The sequence below is a fragment of the Paenibacillus sp. GCM10027629 genome (genome assembly GCF_042676425.1).
Taxonomy (GTDB): Bacteria; Bacillota; Bacilli; order Paenibacillales; family Paenibacillaceae; genus Paenibacillus_K; species Paenibacillus_K terrigena.
Genome location: NZ_JBHTGZ010000012.1, coordinates 112,111 through 138,468, shown reverse-complemented (window position 1 = coordinate 138,468; position 26,358 = coordinate 112,111). Strand labels below are relative to the sequence as shown.

Genomic DNA, 26,358 nt, shown 5'->3' with positions numbered 1-26,358 from the left:
AGTAAGGAATCCAGCAAGGAGGTTATGTACAATGGCCAAAAAAGGCGAAGAGCTCGTCAAGTATATTACGGAACGTGTTGTTGTCTATATGGAGACCCCTAAAGATGTCCGTAAGCAAAATCGACAAACGCGTGAGCCATGGGTATTGCGATGGTTCGGATACGTCCCGTATAGTATCCTGAAATGGGCTCAAGGAATATATAAGGTTAGTCGCGCACACGAAGAAGCACCTCCTTCATCGAAAGGTTGAAGGTAGGCGCTTCTTTTTTTGTATAATGAAATGAGGTGAGGGGGGGGAAAATTGTGAAAATGAAACGCAAAATTGCGGATTTATCGGATTGGAAACGAAAGCTTCAGGTGACTTACCGTCAGATGTTTGTGGAGGAAGCGGATTTTAAAGGATATGTCACACGAGTTCAATTTGGTGATGTTCAAGACCCGATATGGTATCAGCCAACAGCACATTACCGGTATTTGCTTGTAGACGATCAATATGTGTGGCTTCAATATTTTCCGAGCAACGCAAACTATGCAGTAACGACGGTCATTGATCCGCAAGGCGCGCTCGTCCATCATTATGTCGACATTCATGCGGGAAGCGGGGTAACGGCTGATGGGGTGCCTTATTTTGATGATTTGTTCTTAGATCTCGTGATACTGCCTTCAGGTAAACGATTTGTACTGGATGTAGAGGAACTGGAGGAAGCAAAGGAACAGGCTGTGATTACGTCGGTGCAATCGAAGCTGGCTTACAAGACCTTGCATGACTTGCAGCAAGAGATTGAAGACGCAGGTACGGCATGGTTAGGTCGATGGAAGCGGGATGCGAAGCGGCTATCGGTCATCCATCATTTATAGAATTTCCCGAAGGCGGCAAGAGATTGGAAAGGAATCCATCTCGCTCCTTCATCATGAACCATAATATAGGTAACGTTTCGCCAGGTCTGATATCCAGAGACAGCCAGTGGGATCATGTAGGAATCTTGGTACCAGTTCGACACATACGTGATTTTCGCCTTCTGATCGAGCTTTATGGACAAATGAGCAGCCGTTTTAATTTCTAAGGGCGCATGGGTTAACCAATTGATCCGTTCGAACGGGTCGAAGGTGGGTATCGGCTGTGCGCTCTTGTTAGGCATGATCACTTCTTGCATTCCAGCTTCGAGCGGTGATCCTTGCTTTAATGTCTTCTTCTGCTTGTCCCATTCTTGGTCCGTGATTAAGAGCTGCTCTCCTGTCTTGGCATTGTAATAAGCAGCAGGCTGATCCTGTGGTTCGACGCGCCATACGGCAAGCATGGGATGGAGATAATAACGTTTGATATGCAAGGTATCCGTTGTAAAAAGCTGATTGCGTTTGATCGATGAAGGAATAATGCCGTGCTGCACCAAAGAGAGGTACAGCGTATTCGTGCTGAAGAGCGGGCTAGGACCAACGCCGTATTCGGACAATGTTAGCTGCTGCGTCTCCGTTGCGCTGACGATCAGATAACCGAGTTCTTTCTCCTTCTTCGTCAATTGCACGAGCCAACTGTGCAGACCAGGTCCGAGAGGGGAGATCTCATATTCCGCGCCTTTCCAGACGGTGAAAGGTGCATGCTGTGACAAATCTTGAATCCATCCTTCAACGTGCTGAATGATCATTTGTTGATCGATGGCAGGGGATGTTATTGCGTCTGTTTCAGCTGATTGTGTCAATTCTGAAGAGGAAGCAGCGATAACTGGCGAAATGGTCGTAAATATCGCGCTATATAGCAGTATAGCAATAGCACAAGTTGACAAGAGTATGCGAATGAATCGCGATGGTTGCATGAGCGCATCACCTACTTGCATCATATTTATGATCTTATGTTCCTTATTGTAGCGGACAAGCCTGAAAAAGGTTGTTAGAACGTGTCGGCGATGCCGTGTCTGTACGCGTTCTATTTTTGCGATGTTTTAGCGAGTTTCGTCTGTTATTGCTTGGCCACCGACCTCAAATGAAAGAATCCGCAATTCATGACGGATATTCGGATACGCGGTTCGTATTGCCATGTCAGTTCTTGTTTGCGATTCGCATATTGTTCTTCTACAGATTTCTTTATTTCATCATCTTCCGTCTTGAGCAGCCCTTCATAGTAGCTGTCAATCCGCGCGATTTCGTCATCGAATCGGATTTTTGCTTCGACCGCCCATTCATCATCATAGGTTCTAATTTTTTTCTCGATATAACTCTCGAGTTGATTTCTCGCTTTGGTTAAGGTTAGGGCGCTTCGCAGTACATGAACATTAGCTGGGAGCCGCGGTGACATTTTGCGAGTCAACATGTTGTCGCAGAACTGCTCGATAATGTCTCCCGTAACCATAGATATGCCTAGCGCATGGATCTCTTCACGCTTCATATCACAGGCAAATTCAATCTTCATATTCACGCCAAGCCATTGCTCATAGGGCGTTGAGAAGTTCGATGATTTCTGCTCTGCATTGGGCAGTTCAAATAGATTAACATAAGAACCGCCCGCCTTCGCAGCTTGAAAGAATTGATCCAATCGTCGACTGCCGTAGGTGACTTCTTCCTTCAGTAATCGATGGGCGATATATCCAGGTCCTGGAGGAGGATCTGGCGGAAGCGGGGGCATTTTGTCTTTATCGAAAATAAAACAAAATTTCATCGTCTCCGGTTCTGTCCCTGTTCGATCGACGAACCCCCAGTAATAAGGGCGATTCGTAAGCTCACGGTCCGCTTGAGGCGATAACTTGACGATGACATGTCCCGGAGATTTCTCGATCAAATGGCAGTTCGTCGCATCCAAATAGCGAAGAACAAATTGCTGAACTTGCTTGGCGCTCATCACCATTATTGTGCTTCCTCCTGTGGTGCATCCTGAATGAAAGGCTCATTATCGGCAACCGTTTTTGCAATGTCTTGAAATGATTTGCCGATCGACTCTACGTTCGCGCGAATATCTTCATCTGATTTCGACTCTAACATCATTTTATAGAGCCTTTTCTCGAGAGAGTCCTGCTTCTCCATCCGTTCGAGGATGACATCCAGCTGACCAATGACCAATTCAAACAAATTGATTTTTTCGTGGAGCAGGTTAAGAATATGTTCTTCGATCGTTCCTGAGGTGGACAGGTTATAGATTTTGACATCATTCATCTGTCCGAGACGATGAACACGGCCAATCCGTTGTTCCACGCGCATCGGGTTCCAAGGGAGATCGAAATTGATCATGTTATGGCAGAATTGTAGGTTAATCCCTTCGCCGCCGGCCTCCGTTGCAATCATCACTTGCGCACGGTTGCGGAATAGATCCATCATCCAGTCCTTCTTCCCGCGGTTCATGCCGCCGCGATAGGGGACAGCCACCATATTTTTGCTGCGGAAGAAGTTCAGGAGATAATCCTGGGTTTGCCGGTATTCGGTGAAAATAATCACTTTGTCGTTCATTTCCTCAATCAATTCGAGCGCTTTCTCGGCCTTGGTATTCGCCTTGATCTGTCGAATCATATTTACGAGTTCCCAGATCTTCGCATGGATAGGGGAGTCTTCCGGCATTTTCTTCGATAGATTGATCAAGGTTAGGAATACCGCATCGCGGCTGCTGCATACTTCACGCTGCAGAGTTACGAGGGAGAGCATGCTGCTCATATCGCCGTTCAGCTCGTTATAACGATCTTTGACGAAGGCCGTAACCCCGTTGTACAACGCCATTTCTTCATCGGAGAGCGTCAGCGGCACATTTTTGACGAATCGTTTGGTGAATCCGATATTCCCGTCGCTGCGACGATTTCGAATCATCACTTTGGAGAGTTCGCTCTGCAATTGATCTTCATTCTTCGGCAGTCGCTTATCGACAATGAAATTCGCGGCAAAATCACTGACACCGCCCAGCTGCCCAGGCTTCAATAGTGTGATGAGATTATAGAGCTCGCTAAGATCATTCTGGATTGGCGTGGCCGTCAAGAGTAGGCAATATTTTTTGCGCAGTTGGGTAATGAACTGGTAGTTGGTTGTTTTCTTGTTCTTCAATTTATGGGCTTCATCAATAATCAACATGTCGTATTCGTTCTGCAGTAGCAGGTCTTTGTGCGGATCGCGTTTGGCTGTATCCATTGACGCGACGACAACATCATAGTGCCACGTATATTCTTTTTTCTGTGCAACGGCAGCGATGCCGAATTTCTGGTTCAGCTCGCGAACCCATTGCAGGACGAGAGACGCAGGCACGAGAATGAGCACTTTGCGTGCTAGGCCGCGAACGAGATATTCTTTGAGAATGAGTCCCGCCTCAATCGTCTTGCCGAGTCCCACCTCATCTGCGAGAATGGCTCGTCCGCGCATTTCGTGTAAGACCTTCGTAGCAGTCTCAATCTGGTGCGGTAGAGGACTGAGGTTGTTCAATTGCGTGAGGCACTGAAGCTCATCGAATGTGGAGACGACCTGAGATTGTTCCGCTTCATAGTTAAGAGCGAACAACGTAAAGTCATCCCAGGGGCCGTTCTTCGCTGTGCGTTCTTCTAACTCCGAGAACCACGTACGATCGAATTCGATTGGAGCTGAGGGTTGTTTGGAACGTGAAGACGTTGCAGAATTTATGGACATGATGGATTAGCTCCTTCTTGATGATGTGCGGATAATAATAAAAAAATAGTGAACTGTTCTGGTTAGTATGGACGAAAAAGGGCGGGTTCATAACTCGCTTGCAATATTCTCCAAGTAGAAGGATTTAGAATTGCAAGTCTAGAAATAAAGCGTGTGATAGAGAAAAAAGAAGCTAGATGGGACATGCTGCGGATTCTTGGCATTAATTCCACATCACACCATTAGAAAGTACAATATGTGGTATAGTATAATGATAAACGCACACAATATATTGTAAACTTTACATACAATAAATATGCGTTTTTGTGCGGAAAATCATAGGTTTATCGGTTGTTAATATGCTAGAGGAGGTTGTTTTTGTTGAATACGACGCATAAGCAGCGGTTGGAAGGATTAAGTGAGAAAATATTTTTGGATCGTTATGCATGGAAAAATGCAGATACGAACGAGACGAAGGTCGGAGATGTCGTGCTCGTATTGACCAAGGATGATCCGAAATTTCCAGCTAAAGAAGTAGGGGAAGTCATCAAGCGCGAAGGCCGTTCTGTTACCGTGAGAACACGCAGCGGTGAAGTGGTCGATTCGACGGTTGAGAAGCTGACTCTTACAGTTGAGAAGACGCCTGAGGAAATGTGGGATCGTCTGGCAGCGGCAATGGCATCGGTGGAGAAAACTCCAGAATTACAAAAACAATGGACGGAAAACTTCAGATATATATTAGATGATTGGAAATTGGTGCCGGGTGGACGGATTGCTGCCGGTGCAGGTGCAAGTGAAGAGTTGACGTTGTTCAACTGCTACGTTATTCCTTCGCCGAAAGACAGCCGTGGCGGCATTATGGCTACGTTGTCCGAAATGACCGAGATTATGGCACGCGGCGGCGGTGTCGGCATTAACTTATCCTCGCTGCGTCCACGTCGTGCGATTGTTCGCGGTGTGAATGGATCATCGAGCGGTGCGGTATCTTGGGGCGGATTGTTCAGCTACACGACAGGTTTGATCGAGCAAGGAGGTAGCCGTCGCGGCGCGCTCATGCTGATGATCAATGACTGGCATCCGGACCTCATGGATTTCATTACGGTTAAGCAGACGATGGGTCAAGTGACGAATGCGAATTTGTCAGTCTGTGTGAGCAACGGCTTCATGGAAGCCGTGAAGAAGGATCTAACGTGGGATCTTGTATTCCCTGATACTTCGGATCCAGAGTACGACGAAATCTGGGACGGCGATATGGACAAGTGGAAGAAGCTAGGCAAGAATGTCATCCACTACAATACTGTACGCGCTCGCGACGTATGGCATACGATTATGGAATCCGCTTGGAAATCGGCTGAACCTGGCGTCGTTTTCATGGAATACTACAATCAAATGTCGAACAGCTGGTATTTCAACCCGATCATTTGTACGAATCCATGCGGTGAGCAAGGTCTTCCAGGTTGGGGCGTATGTAACTTGTCCGCTATGAATCTCTCGAAGTTCTATGATGAAGCGAATCATGATGTCGATTGGGCAGAGCTGGGCCGAGTAACGCGTTATTCGGTACGTTTCTTGGATAATGTCATTGATAAGACGCCATATCATTTCGAAGAAAATAAAGAGAATCAGCAGAAGGAACGCCGCGTAGGTCTCGGAACGATGGGACTCGCAGAGCTGATGATCAAGCTCCAAATTCGTTATGGAAGTCCAGAATCATTAGAATTCTTGGATAAATTATATGGCTTTATCGCCAAAGAATCTTACCTCGCATCAGCGGAGATTGCAGGCGAGAAAGGTTCCTTCAAGGCATTTGAGCTTGAACCGTTCATGCAGAGCGGATTTATGAAAAATATCGTCGACGTGTATCCAGAAGTAGGTGCGGCGATTGAGAAGCACGGCATGCGTAACGTGACGGTGATTACGCAAGCACCGACAGGAAGTACGGGTACGATGGTGGGTACGTCCACAGGGATTGAGCCTTACTTCGCGTTCAAATTCTACCGTCAGAGCCGTCTAGGCTTCGACGAGCAGTTCGTTCCGATTGCACAAGAATGGATCGATGCGCATCCAGGTGAAGAGTTGCCAGCATATTTCGTAACGGCAATGAGCTTGTCAGCTGAAGATCATATTCGTTCCCAGGCTGCGATTCAGCGTTGGGTGGATAGCTCCATCTCGAAGACAGCGAACTGTCCTTCGGACTTCACGGTTGAAGATACGAAGCGCCTTTATGAACTTGCCTTTGATCTTGGTTGCAAAGGGGTAACCATCTACCGCGACGGCAGCCGCGATGTGCAGGTCCTTCAGACAGAGAAGAAGGAAGAGAAGAAAGAAGCTGTGATCCAAGAAGAAGCAGCTGCGACGAATGAAGAGAAGGGTGCAATTCAGACCCTCGATAAGTCGCTTCCTGTGAATGTCGATACGAACGCAAGACAAGTGTTCGACAAGCAGTACAAGAGCCGTCCGCAAGTATTACGTGGCGCAACGTATAAGATTAACACACCATTTGGTATGGCTTATATTACGATTAACGATAATGAAGGAATTCCGAGCGAAATCTTCTTGAACGTGGGTAAAGCAGGATCGGATGTCTTCGCCATGGCGGAAGCACTCGGCCGTGTATGTTCATTGTTCTTGCGTTACGGGGACCATGGTCAGAAGGAAGCACTCCTTATCAAGCACTTGAAAGGTATTGGCGGTTCCGGTGCGATCGGCTTTGGCGTTAATCGCGTAGAGTCCATCGCGGATGCAGTGGCCAAAGCGCTCGAAGCGCATATTGAGAGCAATGAGCTGGCGGCATCATCCGATATCGCGCCAATCGCAGCGACGATTGCGGTTGAGGAGTTTGAGGCCAATGCACATGCGGGACATAATCATGATGAGAGTGCATACACAACACGGGACTTATGTACATCTTGCGGTTCCGCTTCGCTGATTAATGTTGAAGGATGCAAGACATGCTCGAATTGCGGGTATAGTCGTTGCGGGTAAGAGAGGGTTAATATACTGCGTGACACACGCCGTTCGTTCGTTCGTTATAAATGAGACTGATTACAATTTGATTTGAGCTATAGCCAAACGAATGGATGGCGTTATATTGAGTCCTATATTGTTTGATTAGCCCGAAAGCTACTACGACAAGAGCAGAAGTGGCAGTCATTGTGTACCGATTGCTTAACAAATATTCCGGTTCCACAGATCCAGAACAACTTTCATGTAAAAGGGACATAGCCTTAGGCTATGTCCCTTTTACATGATTCACAATAGATTTTCAACTTATCCAAATGGAAATATTGAGGGAATATATCTTTTTTCTTCCCTCCTGTTGATGTTCGACTTAGTGGCCGATTCAATGGTTCGAACCAATCGCTATGGGCATTCTTTCGTCTGATGCTTCTTGCGATATTCAGCGGGAGTTAAACCGGTCGTCTTCTTAAATATTTTACCGAAGTGGCTTATGTTGAGATAGCCGCATTTTTCGGATATTTCCGCTGTTTTCTCGTTTGTGAGAGTAAGAAGCTCTTTGGAATATCCGATACGTAGATCCGTGATATACTCCCAGAAGGTTATATCAAAGTGCGACTTAAATAAGGTACAGAAATAGTATTTATTGAGATTTAGGTAATCGGATATCTTTTGCAGACTGATATCCTTCGTAAATTCCTTATTGCAGTATTCCGCTGCTCTTTTCATAAGTTCACAATGATAATCTTCTTTTTCATTCGATGTAAGATCGGGATCTGGGAGAGTAATGGCTGAACTCGTATAGGACTCGACAAGGTTCTTATCGGCTTCCACATAAGCAAACGGTATTTGTTCAAGCGTGAAGTTCATCCTGCAACTACCCGTTAAAATTGTAACTTCCGTATATTTAGACAATGTCTCAAGACAACCCTGTAAGATCTGATTATCGTCGAATATGGGAGTATATAGGACAACCAATTCGTTTTCTTTTTGAAAAAAACTCACGACGCGGCAACCATGATTCGCAAATAGGTTGTTGATCTCTTCGGACATGCTGATCTTAACGATTTCTTCGAGAATCTCTTTGTTTTCGGAGGTGCGATTGAATCGGAAAATCGTTAGAACATACTGGTTCCAGTCGCTACCCGATAAATTTATTAACAGGTTGAGATCGCCTTGCTGCAGCTTGCCTACAAGCAACTTCCTAATCATATTCTCTTCCACGAGAGGAATGATCTTGGAAATGTCTTGCTTATGCGCGAGTTCCGTTTCGATCTCTTTGCATATGCGACTTACTTCCTGAATGAGCTCGTTTTGCACGAAAGGTTTGACCATGTATCCGAAAGCACCAAGAGCAATAGCTCTCCTCGCGTATTCGAAATCGCCATAAGCGGTAATTAAGATGACTTTGACGGACAAACCTGCCTCGCGTATCCTCTCCATTAATTGCAGTCCATCCATATGCGGCATGCGAATATCGCTGATGATAAAATCCGGCGTTCTCCTCAGAATTGAATCCAAGGCTTTAGCACCGTTCGTTACTTCTCCAATAATATCGATCGATGGAAAGTGAACTTGAAGAACTTGACGAATGGCTTGGGTAGTTAGCGGCTCATCATCAATTAGTAGTACCGTCGTTATATTGACCACCTCCTTCCGTATAATGTTGGGGTATCGTCAGGACGATGATTGTCCCCTTATATTGTTCGCTATCGATTTCCAGAGTCGCGCTTGGACCGAATTTGAGCTCTAAACGATCTGCTATACTGGACAATCCGATTCTTCCCGTACGCAAATTCTTGTTGGATAATTGGGATCGTATATCAAGAAGCCGTTCAGGCGTCATTCCAATGCCATTGTCGGATATTTCGATTCTCACTTCTTCGGATTGTTTGGTAATACGAATACTGATTAACCAATCTTCATCGTTTCCCTCAAGCCCGTGATAAATCGCGTTCTCAATAAGAGGTTGAAGCGTGAATTTGTTGATAGAATAGTAGAGGACGTCATCATCGGCATCCAATTCGAAGTGAATTTTGCCATTGTATCGAATATTTTGGATGTTAAGATAGTTTTCTACGGAACGAACCTCTGATTGAATGGGTACCATATCATTCCGACGATATAGCGAATAATGCAACATGTCCCTCAAGGCGTGCGTGACTTTTTCTATGTCCGCATTGCGGCCTAGAATAGAGAGAGATGAAATGGATTGCAACGTATTGTAAAGAAAATGCGGATCCATTTTGGACTGGAGTGCATCATATTCGGCTTCTTTTTGGAGTAGATGGCGTTTCACCGATTCCTCGATCAGTTCATTGATTTTGTCCAACATATCGTTGATTCCGCGATTTAGTAGCGAGAATTCTTCGTATTTCGTTTTCCTTTCCAGACGGAGATTAAGGTTACCTTTGCCGACGTCCTTGATGAATTTCACAAGAACCAAGATCGGCTTATTCGTTCGAATCGTTATTGCCGATGCGAATAAAATCGTGAGAGTAACCATTATGGCAAGTAGAGTAATCGTTGTATTACCGATAAGCATTAAATTTTTATCGAGTTGCTCGAAGGAGAGGAGGCTAACGGTCTTCCAACCGGTTACATCTGAGGTGGAATAGGAAATCAAACTCTTACCGCCTCCGATGTTCTCCGTCCAGTAACCGGAGGAATGCTCGAGTAGTTTCTCCATGGAAGAGCTCGATAAGGTAAGAGACGGATCGGTCTGATAGATAAATTGTTGCTGGTCATCGACGATAATAGATTCAATGCCTGTCTGGGTTTGAATTTGGTCATAGATGCGTTTAATCTTGCTAATGTTGTAATCGAATATGGCGACCCCATATAACGTAGAGTCCGTAGGGTCGTAGGGATCCTTAATATTGGCGGCTATCGTAATGACGTTGTCATCGGTTTTATTGTAAGTGCTTTCATAATAATCGGGCTTATGGGAGCCATAAAAGCGGGTTTGCAACGCATACTGAGTATTCTCGAAATCAGCCCATACCTTGTTAAGAAAAGGAGAATCGTATCCAATCAGCGCTTTGTTATTGATAAAGGAAATCTTATAGTCGTTATTATAAATAAAGTATCCGCGAATATCGCTCTTCTCGGCAAATATGTTGTACAGGAGCTCGGTTATTCTTACCCGGATTTGATCTTGCTCTATGGCATAATTGTTTTTGGATATGGAATTTTGCAGATTAGAGATTAAATCCTTATTGACGGAAAGGAAATGCAAGGAGTCTTTGATTTCGCTTAAATAGAGATCTAGACTTTGATTCGTCTGCGCCGTTACGGAGGTGACGTGTTTAACCATGTCTTTTTCAGTGAATCTCGAGAAGATTTGATAACTGATAACGCCTAAGCTGATTAGGGATAGTCCAATTAGGAGAGAGAGATAGAGAATGATCCTGGCATTGATAGATTTCATTATTTTCAATGGACTCCCTCCTTGTAGTTATAAATATAGCGCTTTCAATAATAGCAGACAAGAGAATGGGCGATAAATCCCAACATTAGAATATGACCTCAATATTTGACGATATTCAACTGATCGAATAGCCACTATAGTGTAGAAAAAAGAAGACAAAAGGTGAAGCTAATGATCATGAAGAGCAGTATACTGGCTGAATTATGGAAGAACAGATCTTATTATTTAATGGCTGTACCGGGTTTGGCGGTGTTGATCGCCATTTCGTATCTTCCCTACCCGGGAATGGTTCTCGCATTCAAAAACTTCAATCCTATGGACGGAATCTATGGAAGTCCATGGGCAGGATTCGAGAACTTCAAGTTTTTCTTGGATAACGGAGATTTCCTGCGGATTACCATGAACACGTTATGGATTAATTTCAATTATATCATATGGGGAACAATCCTGGCCGTCGTATTCGCACTTATGCTCAATGAGTTGAGGAATCGATCGATGAAAAGGTTATTTCAAAGTATAATGTTTATCCCTTATTTTTTCTCCTTTGCCATTGTAGGGAAACTTATCACATTGTTGTTCAGCAATGATCATGGTCTAGTAAACGAGCTCATTCAAGCCTTTAATGGAAATCCAATTCAATGGTATACAGATCCTGAACCTTGGGTGAAGATCATCGTATCAACGAACATATGGAAAAACGTTGGCTATTCTGTAATCATCTACCTTTCCGTAATAACCGGAATAGACGAAGAAATGCTAGAAGCAGCATCTCTCGACGGAGCTTCCCGCTTGCAGAAGATACGTTATATCTTAATTCCGAATCTAATCCCTACTATTATTATTTTGACTTTAATGTCCATAGGCAGAATCTTCTTTGGTGACTTTGCGTTAATCTATGCCATCGTTGAGAATAACGGATTGTTATACGAGACGACAGATGTTATCGATACCTATATCTATCGGGCGATGATTACTGGGGGGGGAGAATACGGCATGATGACCGCAGTTGGTCTGTGTCAATCCGTTGTAGGCTTCATCGTTGTATTAGGGAGCAACTGGATCGCCAAAAGATATGATAAAGACTCAGCATTGTTCTAATCAGAAGCGAGGTGAATGGAATGAAAAGCAATACTATTAACAAATTGAGTAACAAATTAAGTGTAATGGATTTTCTAATTTACGGTATCCTTATCCTATTTAGTTTAGTGACGATAGTCCCGTTTGCCTTGGCTGTCGTCGTGTCATTCTCGAGTGAAAAGTCGGTTCTCATGAATGGGTATCAATTTTTCCCGGACGAATTCTCGCTATCAGCATATAAAGTTATATTCATGGATGGCATTGTGCTTAAGGCTTATTCAATCACAATTTTTGTCACGGTGGTCGGAACGATATTCTCCTTGATCATATCAACGTTGCTGGGATATTCCATCTCCGTACCGAAAGTAAGATATCGCAACATAATCGCTGTTATTATCTTCATTCCGATCGTATTCAGCGCAGGGCTCGTCCCCTGGTACCTGAATCTGACGAAGGTGCTTCACTTGAGGAACACCATGCTTGCTTATATTCTTCCGCTTGCGGTAAGTCCCTTCAATATTTTCTTGCTTCGAAATTATTATAAATCGATTCCAACGGCATTATCGGAATCAGCTGAAATTGATGGAGCTGGCCCATGGTACGTGTTCTTCAAGATCATTACTCCTCTATCGGGACCGATCCTGGCGACGATCGGATTGTTTGTTTCCTTGGCTTATTGGAACGATTATGTAATGGCTCTCTGGTTGATAGACGATCGCAGCTTATTCTCAGTGCAATTTTTGTTATACCGAATTAATTCGATGATTCAGTTTATGAGCATGAATACGAATATCGCAACCGTTGAACTACCATCCGAAACGTTGGTATTCGCCATGTTCCTCGTGGCAATCGGCCCGATTATTCTTGTATACCCCTATGTGCAGAAGTATTTCGTCAAGGGAATTATGATTGGATCCGTTAAAGGTTGATCCCGGCGACAAAGCCGGACAACATATATGAGACACATACAAAGGGAGCGAAAGTATGAAAACCAAAAAAAGAAAGGTAGTCGGTATTGGTCTTACGGCAATTCTAGCAATAACGATGCTTTCGGGTTGTGGCGGTAATAACAATAAAAATGAAGGAGCAGCACCATCGGAATCATCCCCCGTGACCACTGAACAAACGCCCTCAGGGGAAGAAGTAACGTTAAAAATTCTATTCCCGGGAGATCCTCCGAAAGATTTGGATGCTGTATCAGCTGCGGTTGCAACGAAAATGAAAGCCGATGGCCTTAACATTAAGCTTAACTATACTTTTGTTCCATGGGATACGTATTGGAATAAACAAAGCTTAATCGTCGCTGGCGGAGAAGATTTCGATTTGACATGGTCCCATATTGCAAATCTGCCGTCAAGCGTAGCCAAGAACATATTATTGCCGTTAGATGAGTATTTGGATAGCGATGGACAACAATTAAAGGAGAGCACGCCAGACTATGTCTGGAAAGGCGCCAAAATTGGCGGGAAAATCTATGCGATACCTCGGGTAGTACCCGTCGCGCAAAATAATGATACTTTCCAGATTCGTGGCGACTTGCGCAAGAAATACAACCTTCCGGAAATCAAAACGGTCGAAGATTTCGAGAAATATTTGGAAGCCGTGAAAGTGAACGAACCGACAATGATCCCATTAGGCATCAACACGACTGGACTCGGTCGGGAATACTTACCTAGTTATTACGCGAACGGAGACCTATTCAATAGCTTCTTCTACATTGATGTTACGCAACAGCCCTTAACGTTCAAAAATCTTTATGAATCCGAAGCATTCGCTAATTTAGTTAACAAGGCCCATGAATGGTATAACAAAGGATACACCCCGAAAGATCCTATCGCGGCGAAGGAAGATTTCGGTAAAGGCAAAACTGCTGCCATAGCATCGAATTTATTCCGTCCTACAGAGACCATTGATGGTTTAGTGGCGAGTGTACCCGGAGCGGAAATCGAATTCGTTCAATTCCAATCCGATAAACCGAAATACATCTTCAACTCCGTAGACAACTTAATGGCCGTATTTTCGACGAGCAAGCATCCTAGAGAGGCGGTTCAATTCATGAACTGGTTTCACAGCAACGAAGAAAACTATAACCTGATCTCCCTCGGCGTAGAAGGCATAAATTATAAGTTAGACGGCAACAGCGCTTCCTACGATGGAATCGCGAACGACAAGCAATACCTGCCGATCAGTTGGGCTTGGACGGATATGAGATACGCCAAGTTCAGCAAGAACATTACTCCAGCGCAATTGGATGTTATTAAGAATTGGGATAACGGGGCCGTTAAAACCGATTTAATCGGTTTTAGCGTAGATTCTGAGCCGGTGAAGAACGAATTAGCCAAAGTAACTGCCATTGTTAAAGAATATCAGGTCCAATTGTATAGCGGCCTTGTGGAATACTCCTCGGTTAAAGAAAAGTTGCTGAAGCGATTGAAAGATGCCGGAATCGACAAGGTTCTTAATGAATATCAAAAACAACTGGATGCTTACTTGTCAGAACAGAAATAAATGAAATGAATATGACCCGAGTCCGGTTGTCCAGACTCGGGCTCGATTATGTGAAGAAATAAAGGAAGGAAGCTGAATTTATGACTACAGTTAAAAAAGTACATGTTATTTTTAAAACGCATTTGGATATTGGGTTTACCGATCTTGCGGCTAATGTGGTTGACAAGTACATGAATACATTTATCCCGCAAGCCTTATCATTGTCTGAACGTATGACAGGCGATGACGGACGTTCAAAATTTATTTGGACAGTTGGATCTTGGATGATCGAAGAATATTTACAAAACGCGCCTGAAGAGCAACGCATCCAAATGGAGCATGCGATTAGTAGAGGAGACATTGCCTGGCATGGTCTTCCTTTTACAACTCATACAGAATTGATGGATAAATCACTGTTTGAATATGGCTTATCGATTTCCCAAAAGCTGGATCAACAGTTTGGGAAAAAGACGATTGCTGCGAAAATGACCGATGTTCCAGGACATACGATCGGCATCGTACCTTTATTAGCTAACTACGGCATTCGCTATTTGCATATCGGCGTAAATCCCTCTAGCAAGGCTCCATCCGTTCCAGGTGTGTTTATTTGGAAGGCCAACGATGGTTCTGAGCTAATCGTTAACTATGCCGGTGATTATGGTCAAGCTCTGGAAGTGGAGGGACTTGAGGATGCACTCTATTTTGCCCACACAGGCGATAATAACGGTCCTTCTTCCTTAGAAGATATAGAGAAGCTGTACAGACAATTGCAAACTGAATACCCGGGTGCGGAAATTGCTGCGTCAACACTGGACGCATTCGCCGAAAAGTTGCTGGAATGTAAGCATGTGCTTCCGGTCGTTAGCGAGGAAATAGGTGATTCGTGGATCCAGGGTACGGCTTCCGATCCGTTAAAAGTTGCACACTACCGGGAACTGCTTCGATTAAGAGATAAATGGGTTGATAAGGGTTCTCTAGATCCAAATGGTGAAAGTTACGGCAAGTTCTGTAATCGTCTCCTGTTGATTGCAGAGCATACTTGGGGGTTGGATGAGAAAACATATTTGGCGGATTACGTAAATTACTCTGCGGTGGATTTTAAGGCGGCAAGATTGAAGGATCAGTTTAGTGATGAAACGGTTCAAGGTCCCCATTATGATACGTTTAATCGCCTTAAACGAGTAGAAGAGCGCAGTTATTCGTTCTTTGAAAGCTCATGGGAGGAGCAACGCGCATATCTATATCAGGCGCTGTCAGCACTAAGCTCGGAATTACAACTTGAAGCCAAACAAGCGTTAGACAGTTTGAACGTTGTCGATTCAGATCGTGCCAAAGACGCTGAAAACATAGAACAACTTGAAATGAACCGCTGCTATACATTAGGGAAATTTCAAGTTAGCTTTGATTCTGACGGTTCTATTGATCAATTGGTTGATCGTAATGGGAAAGTATGGGCAAATGATGAACATAAGTTGGCTGTCTACCGTTATGAAACGTTCGGACAAGAAAACTACGAACGCTATATTAAGGAATATACGATTGACATGAAGAAAAATTATATTTGGGCGGTTCCCGATCATACTAAGCCCGGGATGGAATATGCAAAGCCTGCTCCGGAGCATAAACAGTACCGTCCAGTGCTAAGAAAGCTTCAATTGGAAAGGTTAGTAGAGGCCGACAAAGTATGGGTCCAATTGGAAATGCCTATCGATGCTAGCGAGCATTATGGCGCACCTCAACTGCTCGAGATCGTATACACATTCCATCATAACGATTGTAGCATCGATGTTGAATTGAATTGGATGGAGAAATCAGCATGTCGTTTGCCGGAAGCGAGCTGGTTCTCATTTGTCCCTTACGTTGATAGTCCGAATCAATGGACGATGGACAAACTAGGCACACGGATTTCGCCGTTAGCGGTCGTCAAGAACGGTAATCGGAATATGCATGCTGTCAATACGGGGCTTTATTATGAAGGTGCAGATGGAAGTATTGTCATTGAAACATTGGATGCGCCAGTCGTTTGCCCAGGTGAAAGACGATTACTGCAATTAGACAATACGTTTGCTCCACTTGCTGGAGGTTTTCATTTTAATTTGCACAATAACACTTGGGGTACTAACTTCCCGATGTGGTTCGAGGATGATATGAAGTTTCGATTCCGCTTGACATTACAGTCGAATCGGATGTCCTAGGATCAACCCGCCTGATATTAGGCCTTTCTTGAGCAAGTACAACATGCTTCATAAATCGGCATACTACTTTGTTCTTATTCATGACAACATTACGGAGGTACCTTTTATGAGCATTTCATATGATGCATCGACTCGTGTATTTAACCTGCAAGCTAATCAAACAAGCTATATGATTAAAATTTTGGATGGCGGTTACCTTGCGCACATTTATTGGGGGCGTAAGCTTCGTCGCCAAACTCAAGAGCTTCGATATTTCGATCACCCATCCTTCAGCCCAACGCCTGAAGGATCGGATGGAGGATTTACACTAGATATGACGCCTGTTGAATATCCTGCATACGGAAATGGCGATCTTCGTGTGCCAGCCTATCAAATTCAATTGGAAAACGGATCGACGATTAGTGATTTACGCTATGAATCCCATACGATTACACCTGGAAAGCCACGTCTTGAGGGTCTTCCTGCAACTTATACTGAAACGGACAATGAAGCAGAAACGCTTGAAATTACGCTTCGCGATGCAGTAACAGGATTGAAGGTAATCCTGTCTTATACGGCATTTACACAATACGACGCCATTGCACGTTCCGTTCGCTTTGTGAATGAAGGTCAAGCACCGTTGAAGCTACTTCGGGCGTTCAGTGCTAGCGTTGATTTTCCTCATGATCGAATGGATATGCTAGACTTGACAGGCTCATGGTCGCGTGAGCGGCATGTTCAGGTAAGGCCGTTGATGAAGGGCATGCAGTCCATCGAGAGCCGTCGCGGCTCCAGCTCACATCAGCATAATCCGTTTATGGCGTTACTTTCTAAGGACGCGACCGAGGATTACGGCGATGTATATGGATTCAATTTAGTGTATAGCGGTAATTTTATCGCCCAGGCTGAGGTGGATCAGTTTAATAGTACGCGTGTGTCGATTGGTATCAATTCATTCGATTTTAGTTGGCATCTTGAACCAGGCGAAGCTTTCCAAACCCCAGAAGCTGTGCTTGTTTATTCGGATAAAGGTCTTGGTGGGATGTCGCGTACGTATCATAAATTGTACCGCTCGCGCATTTGTCGCGGATTGTTCCGAGATGAGCCGCGCCCTGTTCTAGTGAATAACTGGGAAGCAACGTATTTTGACTTTACTGCTGAGAAGATTGAATCAATTGCAGAGGCAGGTAAAGAACTCGGTATCGAACTACTTGTGCTCGATGATGGTTGGTTCGGTAAGCGGGACAGCGACAAGAGCTCGTTAGGGGATTGGTTTGTCAATAGCAGAAAGCTACCGAACGGCCTTGAGGATTTGGTTGAGCGTGTACGCAAGCTTGAACTCCAGTTCGGTATATGGTTCGAGCCGGAAATGATTTCGCCTGACAGCGACTTGTATCGCAGTCACCCCGATTGGTGTCTGCATGTACCAAATCGTGCTAGATCACTCGGACGTAACCAGCTTATTCTTGATTTCTCACGTCAGGATGTATGTGATGCGATCATTCAGATGCTATCAGACATTTTGAGCAGTGCGCCGATTTCATACGTAAAGTGGGATATGAATCGTAATATGTCGGAGATTGGATCAGCAATGCTACCTCCGCATCGTCAACGGGAAACGGCTCATCGGTACATACTGGGTCTTTACTACGTACTGGAAGTAATCACAACGAAGTTTCCGGAAGTTCTATTTGAAAGCTGCTCCGGTGGTGGCGGTCGCTTCGATCCGGGTATGCTCTATTATATGCCGCAAACGTGGACAAGCGATAACACGGATGCTGTAGAACGTTTGAAAATTCAGTACGGAACAAGCATCGTTTATCCTATCAGTGCGATGGGGGCAAACGTATCGGCGGCGCCGAACCATCAAGTTGGGCGATTAACTTCGCTTAAGACGCGTGGAGATATCGCGATGTCCGGTAATTTCGGCTATCAGCTGGATATATCCAAGTTCACCGATGACGAGAAGGAGCTTGCTAAGCAGCAGATTGCCCTGTATAAGGAAATACGTCCACTTGTTCAATTCGGTGATTATTACCGCTTGCTGAATCCGTTTGTAGGCAATGAGGCTGCATGGATGTTCGTAAGCGAGGATCAGAGTGAAGCACTTGTTGTATATAGCCGCGTTCTGGCAGTTCCGTTCGAGCCTTTTGATTCCCTACGCTTAAAGGGACTAGACGCGAATGTAGATTATGTTGTTGTAGAAACGAAGCAACAGCTTGGCGGTGACGAACTGATGTACAACGGTATTCACATTCCAAGTCTTACAGGAGATTTCCAAAGCTGGTTGTTTAGACTGAAGCGTGTGGATTGAGGCATTTAAATATGAAGGGGTTCCACGGTATTTGGCTGTTGCCATACCGTGGAACCTCTCAAGCGCTTTCATTGGAATTAGCTTAAATGTATAGAAATCGGAATAAATAATAGATGTACCACATTATATCTGTTGTTCTAATCCTTTATTTCGATAAATAGAAAGCGTTTTCATATAAAGGCTTCAGGAGATCCAAATCGTAGATAAAAGAAGGGAGAATTAACGTGAAAAGAAAAGGCGAAAAATTATTAAGTTTGGTCCTGGTACTATTGATGATTACAATTGTTACAATTATTTCTTTGCCGCAATCTGTTTCCGCGGCTGAGCAAAATCAACTTGATGTATATCCTTATCCACCGGAAGGTACTGCAGCAAGCTATTCAGCTTTTACGGCAGAGGTAAGAACTCCAGGGGGAACTTGGAACAACTTATTTACACATTTAGCAAGAATGTTTAATGGTGATTCGGGTGATCCGGGTAATAGCAATATGCCTACAGGTTTTGTAATGTTTGACTCTGCAGGTGAAGTGGAAGTGAAGGTTACGTATCATGGTGGTCCATTAAAATCTGCAAAGGTTTGGCCTCAGGCATACGAAATAGAGCCAGAAATTAATGGTCAAGTGATGACGTTTTCAGTGACCGGAGCTAAAAACATCGTACTTGAAGTAAATGATAATATCTATAGTGCGCTGCATATATTTGCAAATCCTATCGATACGGACATTCCGTCACCGGATGATCCCAATGTCATGTACTTTGACGCCGGAGTTCATGATTTTTCCAACGATAACAGAATAAAGAGGCAGTCTATACATGCTCACCAAAATCACAACTACAAGACAACAATGGATTATATAGATGTACCGAGTGGAACAACAGTCTATTTAGCGCCAGGTGCTATAGTAAAGGCGCAGATTAGAACCAATCCATACTTGAATGAGCCTGGCTGGGATACTAAACCGATAAAAAAAGATATAACTATTAGAGGACGAGGAATACTTGATTTGTCTCAATGGTGCGGTGATTTTACGGATGCTGCTAGAGCTACGCAACCTGAAATGCCAGGCATTGTCGCATTCTATTCGAAAAATGTCAAAATTGAAGGATTAGTTGTCGTCAATCCTGAAAGACAGTCCGTCAATGTAATCGGCAGTTCGAATGTAATAATAGACAATATTAAAGGATTCACCAGTATGCATGAAGGTGACGGCATTGTGCTTGTAATGGACAATAATGATGTGACAGTGAAGAATAGCTTTGTTAGAACATCTGACGATGCTCTTGTGACTGGCAATAGAAGTAGTAACATCTTATGGGAGAATAACGTGGTTGCTAGCATGAGAGTGCATAGTATTATGATTAACGCTGGTGATACTACTAACTATGTAGCTAGAGATATCTACATTATTAACTCTAATGCATATCCTGGCATAAGAGGTACTATTGGAGTTTATTCCGCCGGAGGCTTAGTTGATAATGTGCTCTTAGAGAATATTGAAATAGAACGTACAAGATACGGGAGCATGCTGGAAATATATCCCTTTCAAATGTGGAATCAGGCAACTGGAAGTATAAGTAATGTAACGTTAAAGAATATCAATTATGCTTCTAATCCATATGACTTAGGGTCGCAGGTAGGCGGGATAAGTGAGACTGAGTATGTCGACGGTGTACATTTTGAAAATGTGAAAGTTGACGGGAAGCTTGTTACAGATAGCGCAAGTGGAAACTTGTCTATAGGTAGTTATGCTTCAAACGTCACATTTAATGGGAAACCAGACTCAGGAATCCTTACGCTTCCGCCGAGTATTGTTCCTGCGGACTCCGACGGTAGGTATTATCAAATCTATAATCGTAAGCGTACAGGTAAGAGCCTTTATGACAATTCCGGAACAGTAAGTTATGGAGATGGAAAGGGATATGAATATCAATGGGTTCTGGAAAACAACGATGGATTTTTACGTTTTAGGAATCGGTTAACCGGCAACTATATGAATATTGAAGCTAATAACGGTCGAGTTCAGACTGGAGCGATATCTGGATGGAGTGCGGATTGGATGCCGGTCGGCTCCGAATATGGATATTTCCAGCTCAGAAATCGCAAGCATGGTTCACAGCATATACACACTCAGAACGATTATGTGCAATCTGGTAAGGTAGGTGGAGGTGATTGGACGAGCGATCAATGGGTATTTGTGGAGCATAATAATTATGAGGCCGAGGATGCCTCACTCGCGGGCGGTGCAATGGTAGATAACGACCAACTGAATTATTCTGGGACTGGTTTTGCAGCTGGATACGATTCTATCGGTGCAACGACTACCTTTACAGTAAATACTGCGTCAGAAGGGCGTTATGATCTGGATCTTAGGTATGCGAATGCTACAGGAGCAGCAAAGACAATCAGCCTGTACGTGAACGATATCAAGATTAAGCAGATTAGCCTGCCGAGCTTGGCAAATGGGGATACATGGGGCGACAAGGTTGAGACGATAAACCTGAATGCAGGGGACAATACGATAGCATTTAAGTATGATTCGGACGACAGCGGAAATGTTAGTCTCGATTATATTACAGTAACGGCATATAACAAGTATGAGGCTGAGGATGCCTCACTGTCGGAAGATGCAGTGGTAAGTAACGACCATCAGAATTATTCCGGGAATGGTTATGTGACTGGATACAATTCTAACGGTGCAACGACTACCTTTACAGTAAATAATTCATCAGCGTTAACGCGCAGTTATTATCTAGATCTTAGATATGCAAATGCTACGGGCGCAACAAAGACAATCAGCCTGTATGTGAACGGCATCAAGTTAAGGCAGATTAGCCTGCGGAGCTTGGAAAATTCGGATACATGGAGCGACCAGGTTGAGCTTGTAACGCTAAAATCCGGACTTAATACGATATCTTATAAATACGATGATGGAGATAGCGGAAACGTAAACCTTGACTACATTACACTGAACTTGACAACAAGTAATAGCGTAACTGTTTACCCTGCCGAACTAGTGGCCCATTGGAAGTTCGATGAGGGATTTGGTACAATCATCGACGATTCTTCAGGCAAGGGCAACACTGGAAAGTTGGTTAACAACCCAGCTTGGAACAGTTTGGGCAAGTTCGAGGGAGCGCTTGCTTTCAGCAGTGGCTCAAGGGCCGAGATTAACGCGTTCTCATTTTTGGAACAAACGGGTGATGAGACGGTGTCATTGTGGTTCAAGACTTCTCAGCCTGCCGATGGCTACTACGACATTTTCAAACAAGAAAATCGTTTCACAGCTCTTCAGATGGCAGGAGGGAACCGGGCTCGCGTGGTCTATTGGCCGGGCGGTTCATCCACACCTAAAACATTATCGTTTCCATGGACCTACAATGATGACAACTGGCATCATTATATCTCTTCTTACAGTCAGAAAACGGGATTGAAAATCTATGTCGACGGTAAAGTAGTGGCAAGCGATGCAACGAATCTCGGTCCGCTTCCGAGAGTGACGAATAAGATCCTACTTGGAGCCGATGTGTCCGGCGGAGAGGCATATAATGGACAATTAGATGACGTTCGCGTATTTAACGGTCCGTTGACCGAGGCTCAAGTAATGCAATTGATGTATGGGGATCAGGAACTGACGTTGCAGAGCATAACAGCACCTGCGGCAATAACAAGGGTAGCGAGCGGGACGGCAAAGACTGCGGCGGCTCTTGGATTACCTACAACCATAGAGCTTGTAACGGATAAAGGAAAAATAAATACGGATGTGACATGGGATGTTAACGCCTCAAGCTACGATCCGACTGATATGACAGAACAGACCTTCACGGTTGATGGAATCGCAACACTTCCAGAATTTGTGAAGAATACGAGCAACGTGTCATTAACAACAAGCATTAGCGTAACGGCTAAGCCTACTGAACTAGTAGCCCATTGGAAGTTCAATGAAGGCTCCGGTACAACCGCTGTCGATTCTTCAGGCAAAGGCAACAACGGAACTTTGATTAACAATCCAACTTGGAACAATTCAGGCAAGATCGACGGAGCGCTTGAATTCAGCGGTGGTTCATCAAAGGCAAGGGTCGAGGTCAACCCTTCCGCAACGTTGAACCAAACGGGTGACGAGACCGTGTCGTTGTGGTTCAAAACATCTAAGCCAGCAAACGGCTACTCTAGCATTTTCCGTCAAGATAATCGTTTCACAGCACTACAGTTGACAGACAAGGGTACAGCTCAAGTAGCCTATTGGCCCAATGGATCATCTAGTCATAAATCGGTGTCGTTCCCATGGACCTACAGCAATAACCAATGGCATCATTATGTAGCTTCCTACAGTCAGAAGACTGGGATGAAGATCTATGTAGACGGTGTACTGGTGGCAAGCGATGCAACGAATCTCGGGCCGCTTCCGAGCGTAACGAGTAAAATCATGTTGGGATCCGCTGACTACGGAGAATCCTACACTGGACTGCTAGACGACGTTCGCATATTTAACGGTCCGTTGACTCAGGCTCAAGTCACGCAATTGATGAATATCGGGCTAGGTATGAAGTTGCAGAGTATACCAGCGCCTGCAGCGATTACAGGGGTAGTGAACGGAACGGCGAAGACAGCAGCGGATCTTGGATTGCCTGCAACCGTAGAATTGGTAACGGATCTTGCAAGCATGAACGCTGATGTGACATGGGATGTTGACGCATCAAGCTATGATCCGGCTGTACAGACGGAGCAGATCTTCGCTGTAAGTGGAATCGTAACACTGCCAGAAGGTGTGACGAATCCGAACAACGTACCTTTGACAACAAGCATCAGCGTGACTGTGCTGTCGGTAACAACGATTCCCAAAGTAGCAGTTGATGGAGTTTCTCTGAATAAAACTGCCGCTTCGCTAAGTGTAGGGGCTACCGATAGTTTGGTGGCAACAGTAACGCCGACTAATGCAAGCAATAAGACAGTAACATTCACGGTAGACCATGACAACGTGGTTAAATTGGCCGATGTGATCTTGGGCGCTGACGGAGCGACAAGCGCAACGGTGAAGGCGCTGTCTGCAGGTACTGCAACGGTTACAGTAGAAACCGCAGATGGCCAATACAAAGACTACTACAATGTTACGGTTAACGACGTTCAAGTACCTGTAGAAGGAGTTTCTCTCAATAAATCCTCTTCGACTTTGATCGTCGGAAATACGGATGAATTGATCGCAACGGTCAGTTCGGCTGATGCAACCGATAAAACCGTAACCTTTACGTTAGAAGGAAGTGCAGTGACCGTTTCAAGTGCCGTGTACGATGAGGTAAGCGGAACGACAAGCGTAACGGTAAGCGCCGTATCTCCGGGTAACGCGAAAGTTATAGCTACAATGGCAGGCGGACAGACTGCCGAATATGAAGTGACGGTACTTGCGGCAACAGTGCCTGCTACCGGTGTTACTCTGAATAAGAAAGCTGCTTCGCTAAGTGTAGGGGCTACCGATAGTTTGGTGGCAACAATAACGCCGACTAATGCAAGCAATAAGAAAGTAACTTTCACGGTAGACAATGACCACGTGGTTGAATTGGCCGATGTGATCTTGGGCGCTGACGGAGCGACAAGCGCAACGGTGAAGGCGCTGTCTGCAGGTACTGCAACGGTTACAGTAGAAACCGCAGATGGCCAATACAAAGACTACTACAATGTTACGGTTAACGAAGTTCAAGTGTCTGCTACTGGAGTTACTCTGAACAAAACGTCCGCTGTACTGAATATTGGCGCAACGGATAGCTTAACTGCAGTGGTAAGTCCGGCCGACGCAACGGATAAAACGGTGACCTATGCGGTGGAAGGAAGCGTAGTGACTATTTCAAGTGCAGTGTATGATGCGGTAAGTGGAACGACAAGCGTAACGGTAACAGCAGTATCCGCAGGAAGAGCTAAAATTACGGCAATGACAGCTGACGGCGGACACAAGGCTGTGTACGAGGTATATGTAAATTCCGGTAGTTCGGGTAACCCAAACCCAGGAAACTCAGGAAATGGAGTCGTTTTAAAGGGAATCAACACTGATTCCAAAGCTTATTCACTGGAAGTAGGCCAGACTCAAGCTTTAGAGGTCACGGCAGAATATAGCGACGGAACCCGGACGATCGTAACCGATAAAGCGTCATATACATCGTCGGACCCAACCGTGATTACGGTAAGTGCGAATGGAGTCGTAAAAGTGGTCGATACGGGAAGTGCCAAAGTAACGGTAAGCTATCAAGGGAAAACAACAGTGGTTGAAGTTACGGGATACGAAAAAGAATCTGGCGGTGTTACATCTCCAGATCCGGAAACGAGCACTCCGATCTTTGTGGATATCGACAATCATGCATGGGCTAAGTTAGCTATTGAGACATTGGCCAATCAAGGTATTATAAAAGGCACTTCGGCAACTACGTTTGAACCTGGTAAAAAGATAACAAGGGCTGACTTCGTGACGTTGCTAGTAAGAGCACTAGGCTTAAAAGCTGAAATCAGCGAAAACTTCCAGGATGTGGATCAAAGCGATTACTACTATGAAGCGCTCGGCATTGTGAAAGTACTGGGAATCGCGAAGGGAACTGGAGAAGGGATGTTCAATCCGAAAGAGGAAATCTCTAGGCAGGACATGATGGTGCTAGTAGTAAGAGCACTACAGGTTGGCGGTAAATGGGAACCTAATGGCTCGGCATCTGATCTGAACAGCTTTGCTGACGCATCTGACATTGCAGGTTATGCGGTAGATGCTGTGGCGGCACTAGTCCAGGAGGGAATTATTACAGGCAGAGGAGAAGGTTTGATAAGCCCGAATGCTACTACGACAAGAGCAGAAGTGGCAGTCATTGTGTATCGATTGATGAACCAACTTAATCCTCAACAACCTTAATAATTAATGTAGATTATTTTGAACCCTCTAATTAAACTAGGAAGTAGCTTAACAAATAAGATCGTCTGCTCTAGTGCAGATGATCTTATTTGTTACTATAAAACCAAAGAAATATCATGTATAAACATAAAATATCATTATCAATTTTTCATTGATTCGTTAAGTAGGTGAAATCGAGCGGCGGTCTCATTGATGGATGCCCCAAATTCGTTCATATAATTGAGTACATCTATTTTAAATTGAATCTCGTGATTTGTATACCAAAAGGTAATTCCTTCCTCTCCATGTTTTTGATAACGTAATACCCATCTTTTTAGTGGCGCAGTGCTCATATTACGTTCTTCAGCAATTGTTTTATACGACGCTTTACCTTCTAGATAAGCCAGGACAGCTTCTAATTTCTCTTCAGTTGAGTATTTAGCCAAAAAAACTACACCTCCAATTGTTAGACTGTGTCTAACAATTGGGGTG

General features: G+C 44.5%; 15 protein-coding genes. 9 read left to right on the top strand and 6 right to left on the bottom strand.

What is annotated here, in order from left to right:
- Positions 1-31 precede the first annotated feature (31 nt).
- Entirely contained in the window at positions 32-250 is a 219-nt protein-coding gene (locus ACFQZR_RS21245; protein WP_379349670.1) for a YqzE family protein, read from the top strand.
- A gap of 59 nt (positions 251-309) precedes the next feature.
- The gene (locus ACFQZR_RS21240) at positions 310-858 is read left to right on the top strand and encodes a ribonuclease FAU-1 family protein (protein WP_379350926.1); all 549 of its coding nucleotides are present in this window, start codon (positions 310-312) and stop codon (positions 856-858) included.
- Here ACFQZR_RS21240 and ACFQZR_RS21235 read toward each other — a convergent pair.
- From ACFQZR_RS21235 to ACFQZR_RS21225, 3 genes are all read right to left on the bottom strand, one after another.
- Entirely contained in the window at positions 849-1,811 is a 963-nt protein-coding gene (locus ACFQZR_RS21235) for a hypothetical protein (RefSeq protein WP_379349668.1), read from the bottom strand. The genes ACFQZR_RS21240 and ACFQZR_RS21235 overlap by 10 nt on opposite strands.
- 143 nt (positions 1,812-1,954) lie before the next feature.
- Positions 1,955-2,836, bottom strand: a complete 882-nt coding sequence (locus ACFQZR_RS21230; RefSeq protein WP_018755750.1) for a YqhG family protein — start codon at positions 2,834-2,836, stop codon at positions 1,955-1,957.
- Positions 2,836-4,587 carry a DEAD/DEAH box helicase gene (locus ACFQZR_RS21225; protein WP_379349665.1) on the bottom strand — a complete coding sequence of 584 codons (1,752 nt, stop codon included), beginning with the start codon at positions 4,585-4,587 and terminating at the stop codon, positions 2,836-2,838. The genes ACFQZR_RS21230 and ACFQZR_RS21225 overlap by 1 nt, the downstream gene beginning before the upstream one ends.
- 360 nt (positions 4,588-4,947) lie before the next feature.
- On the opposite strand from ACFQZR_RS21225, the gene ACFQZR_RS21220 reads away from it, so the two are divergent.
- A complete protein-coding gene (locus ACFQZR_RS21220) occupies positions 4,948-7,551 on the top strand; it encodes an adenosylcobalamin-dependent ribonucleoside-diphosphate reductase (protein ID WP_379349663.1) in 2,604 nt (867 codons plus the stop codon).
- Between the two features lie 378 nt (positions 7,552-7,929).
- Here ACFQZR_RS21220 and ACFQZR_RS21215 read toward each other — a convergent pair whose 3' ends face one another.
- On the bottom strand, positions 7,930-9,174 hold the full coding sequence (locus tag ACFQZR_RS21215) for a response regulator transcription factor (protein WP_379349661.1): 1,245 nt from the start codon (positions 9,172-9,174) through the stop codon (positions 7,930-7,932).
- Complete coding sequence (locus ACFQZR_RS21210) at positions 9,143-10,954, bottom strand: sensor histidine kinase (protein ID WP_379350924.1); 1,812 nt, start codon at positions 10,952-10,954, stop codon at positions 9,143-9,145. The genes ACFQZR_RS21215 and ACFQZR_RS21210 overlap by 32 nt, the downstream gene beginning before the upstream one ends.
- Positions 10,955-11,131: 177 nt before the next feature.
- Here ACFQZR_RS21210 and ACFQZR_RS21205 point away from each other — a divergent pair, with 177 nt between their 5' ends.
- The 6 genes from ACFQZR_RS21205 (at position 11,132) to ACFQZR_RS21180 (ending at position 25,887) form a co-directional block, all read left to right on the top strand.
- Positions 11,132-12,052 carry an ABC transporter permease gene (locus ACFQZR_RS21205; protein ID WP_379349660.1) on the top strand — a complete coding sequence of 307 codons (921 nt, stop codon included), beginning with the start codon at positions 11,132-11,134 and terminating at the stop codon, positions 12,050-12,052.
- A 44-nt stretch (positions 12,053-12,096) separates the two neighbouring features.
- Complete coding sequence (locus tag ACFQZR_RS21200; protein WP_379349659.1) at positions 12,097-12,960, top strand: carbohydrate ABC transporter permease; 864 nt, start codon at positions 12,097-12,099, stop codon at positions 12,958-12,960.
- A 55-nt stretch (positions 12,961-13,015) separates the two neighbouring features.
- On the top strand, positions 13,016-14,539 hold the full coding sequence (locus tag ACFQZR_RS21195; RefSeq protein ID WP_379349657.1) for an extracellular solute-binding protein: 1,524 nt from the start codon (positions 13,016-13,018) through the stop codon (positions 14,537-14,539).
- Between the two features lie 80 nt (positions 14,540-14,619).
- Positions 14,620-16,713: a DUF5054 domain-containing protein gene (locus ACFQZR_RS21190; RefSeq protein WP_379349655.1), complete on the top strand. Its 2,094-nt coding sequence runs from the start codon at positions 14,620-14,622 to the stop codon at positions 16,711-16,713.
- 106 nt (positions 16,714-16,819) lie between these two features.
- Positions 16,820-19,006, top strand: coding sequence for an alpha-galactosidase (locus ACFQZR_RS21185; protein ID WP_379349653.1), 2,187 nt, complete (start codon positions 16,820-16,822; stop codon positions 19,004-19,006).
- Between the two features lie 224 nt (positions 19,007-19,230).
- Positions 19,231-25,887, top strand: coding sequence for a LamG-like jellyroll fold domain-containing protein (locus tag ACFQZR_RS21180; protein WP_379349651.1), 6,657 nt, complete (start codon positions 19,231-19,233; stop codon positions 25,885-25,887).
- Positions 25,888-26,027: 140 nt separating this feature from the next.
- Here the strand turns inward: ACFQZR_RS21180 and ACFQZR_RS21175 are convergent, their stop codons facing one another.
- Positions 26,028-26,312, bottom strand: coding sequence for a helix-turn-helix domain-containing protein (locus ACFQZR_RS21175; RefSeq protein WP_379349649.1), 285 nt, complete (start codon positions 26,310-26,312; stop codon positions 26,028-26,030).
- Between the last annotated feature and the right edge of the window lie 46 nt (positions 26,313-26,358).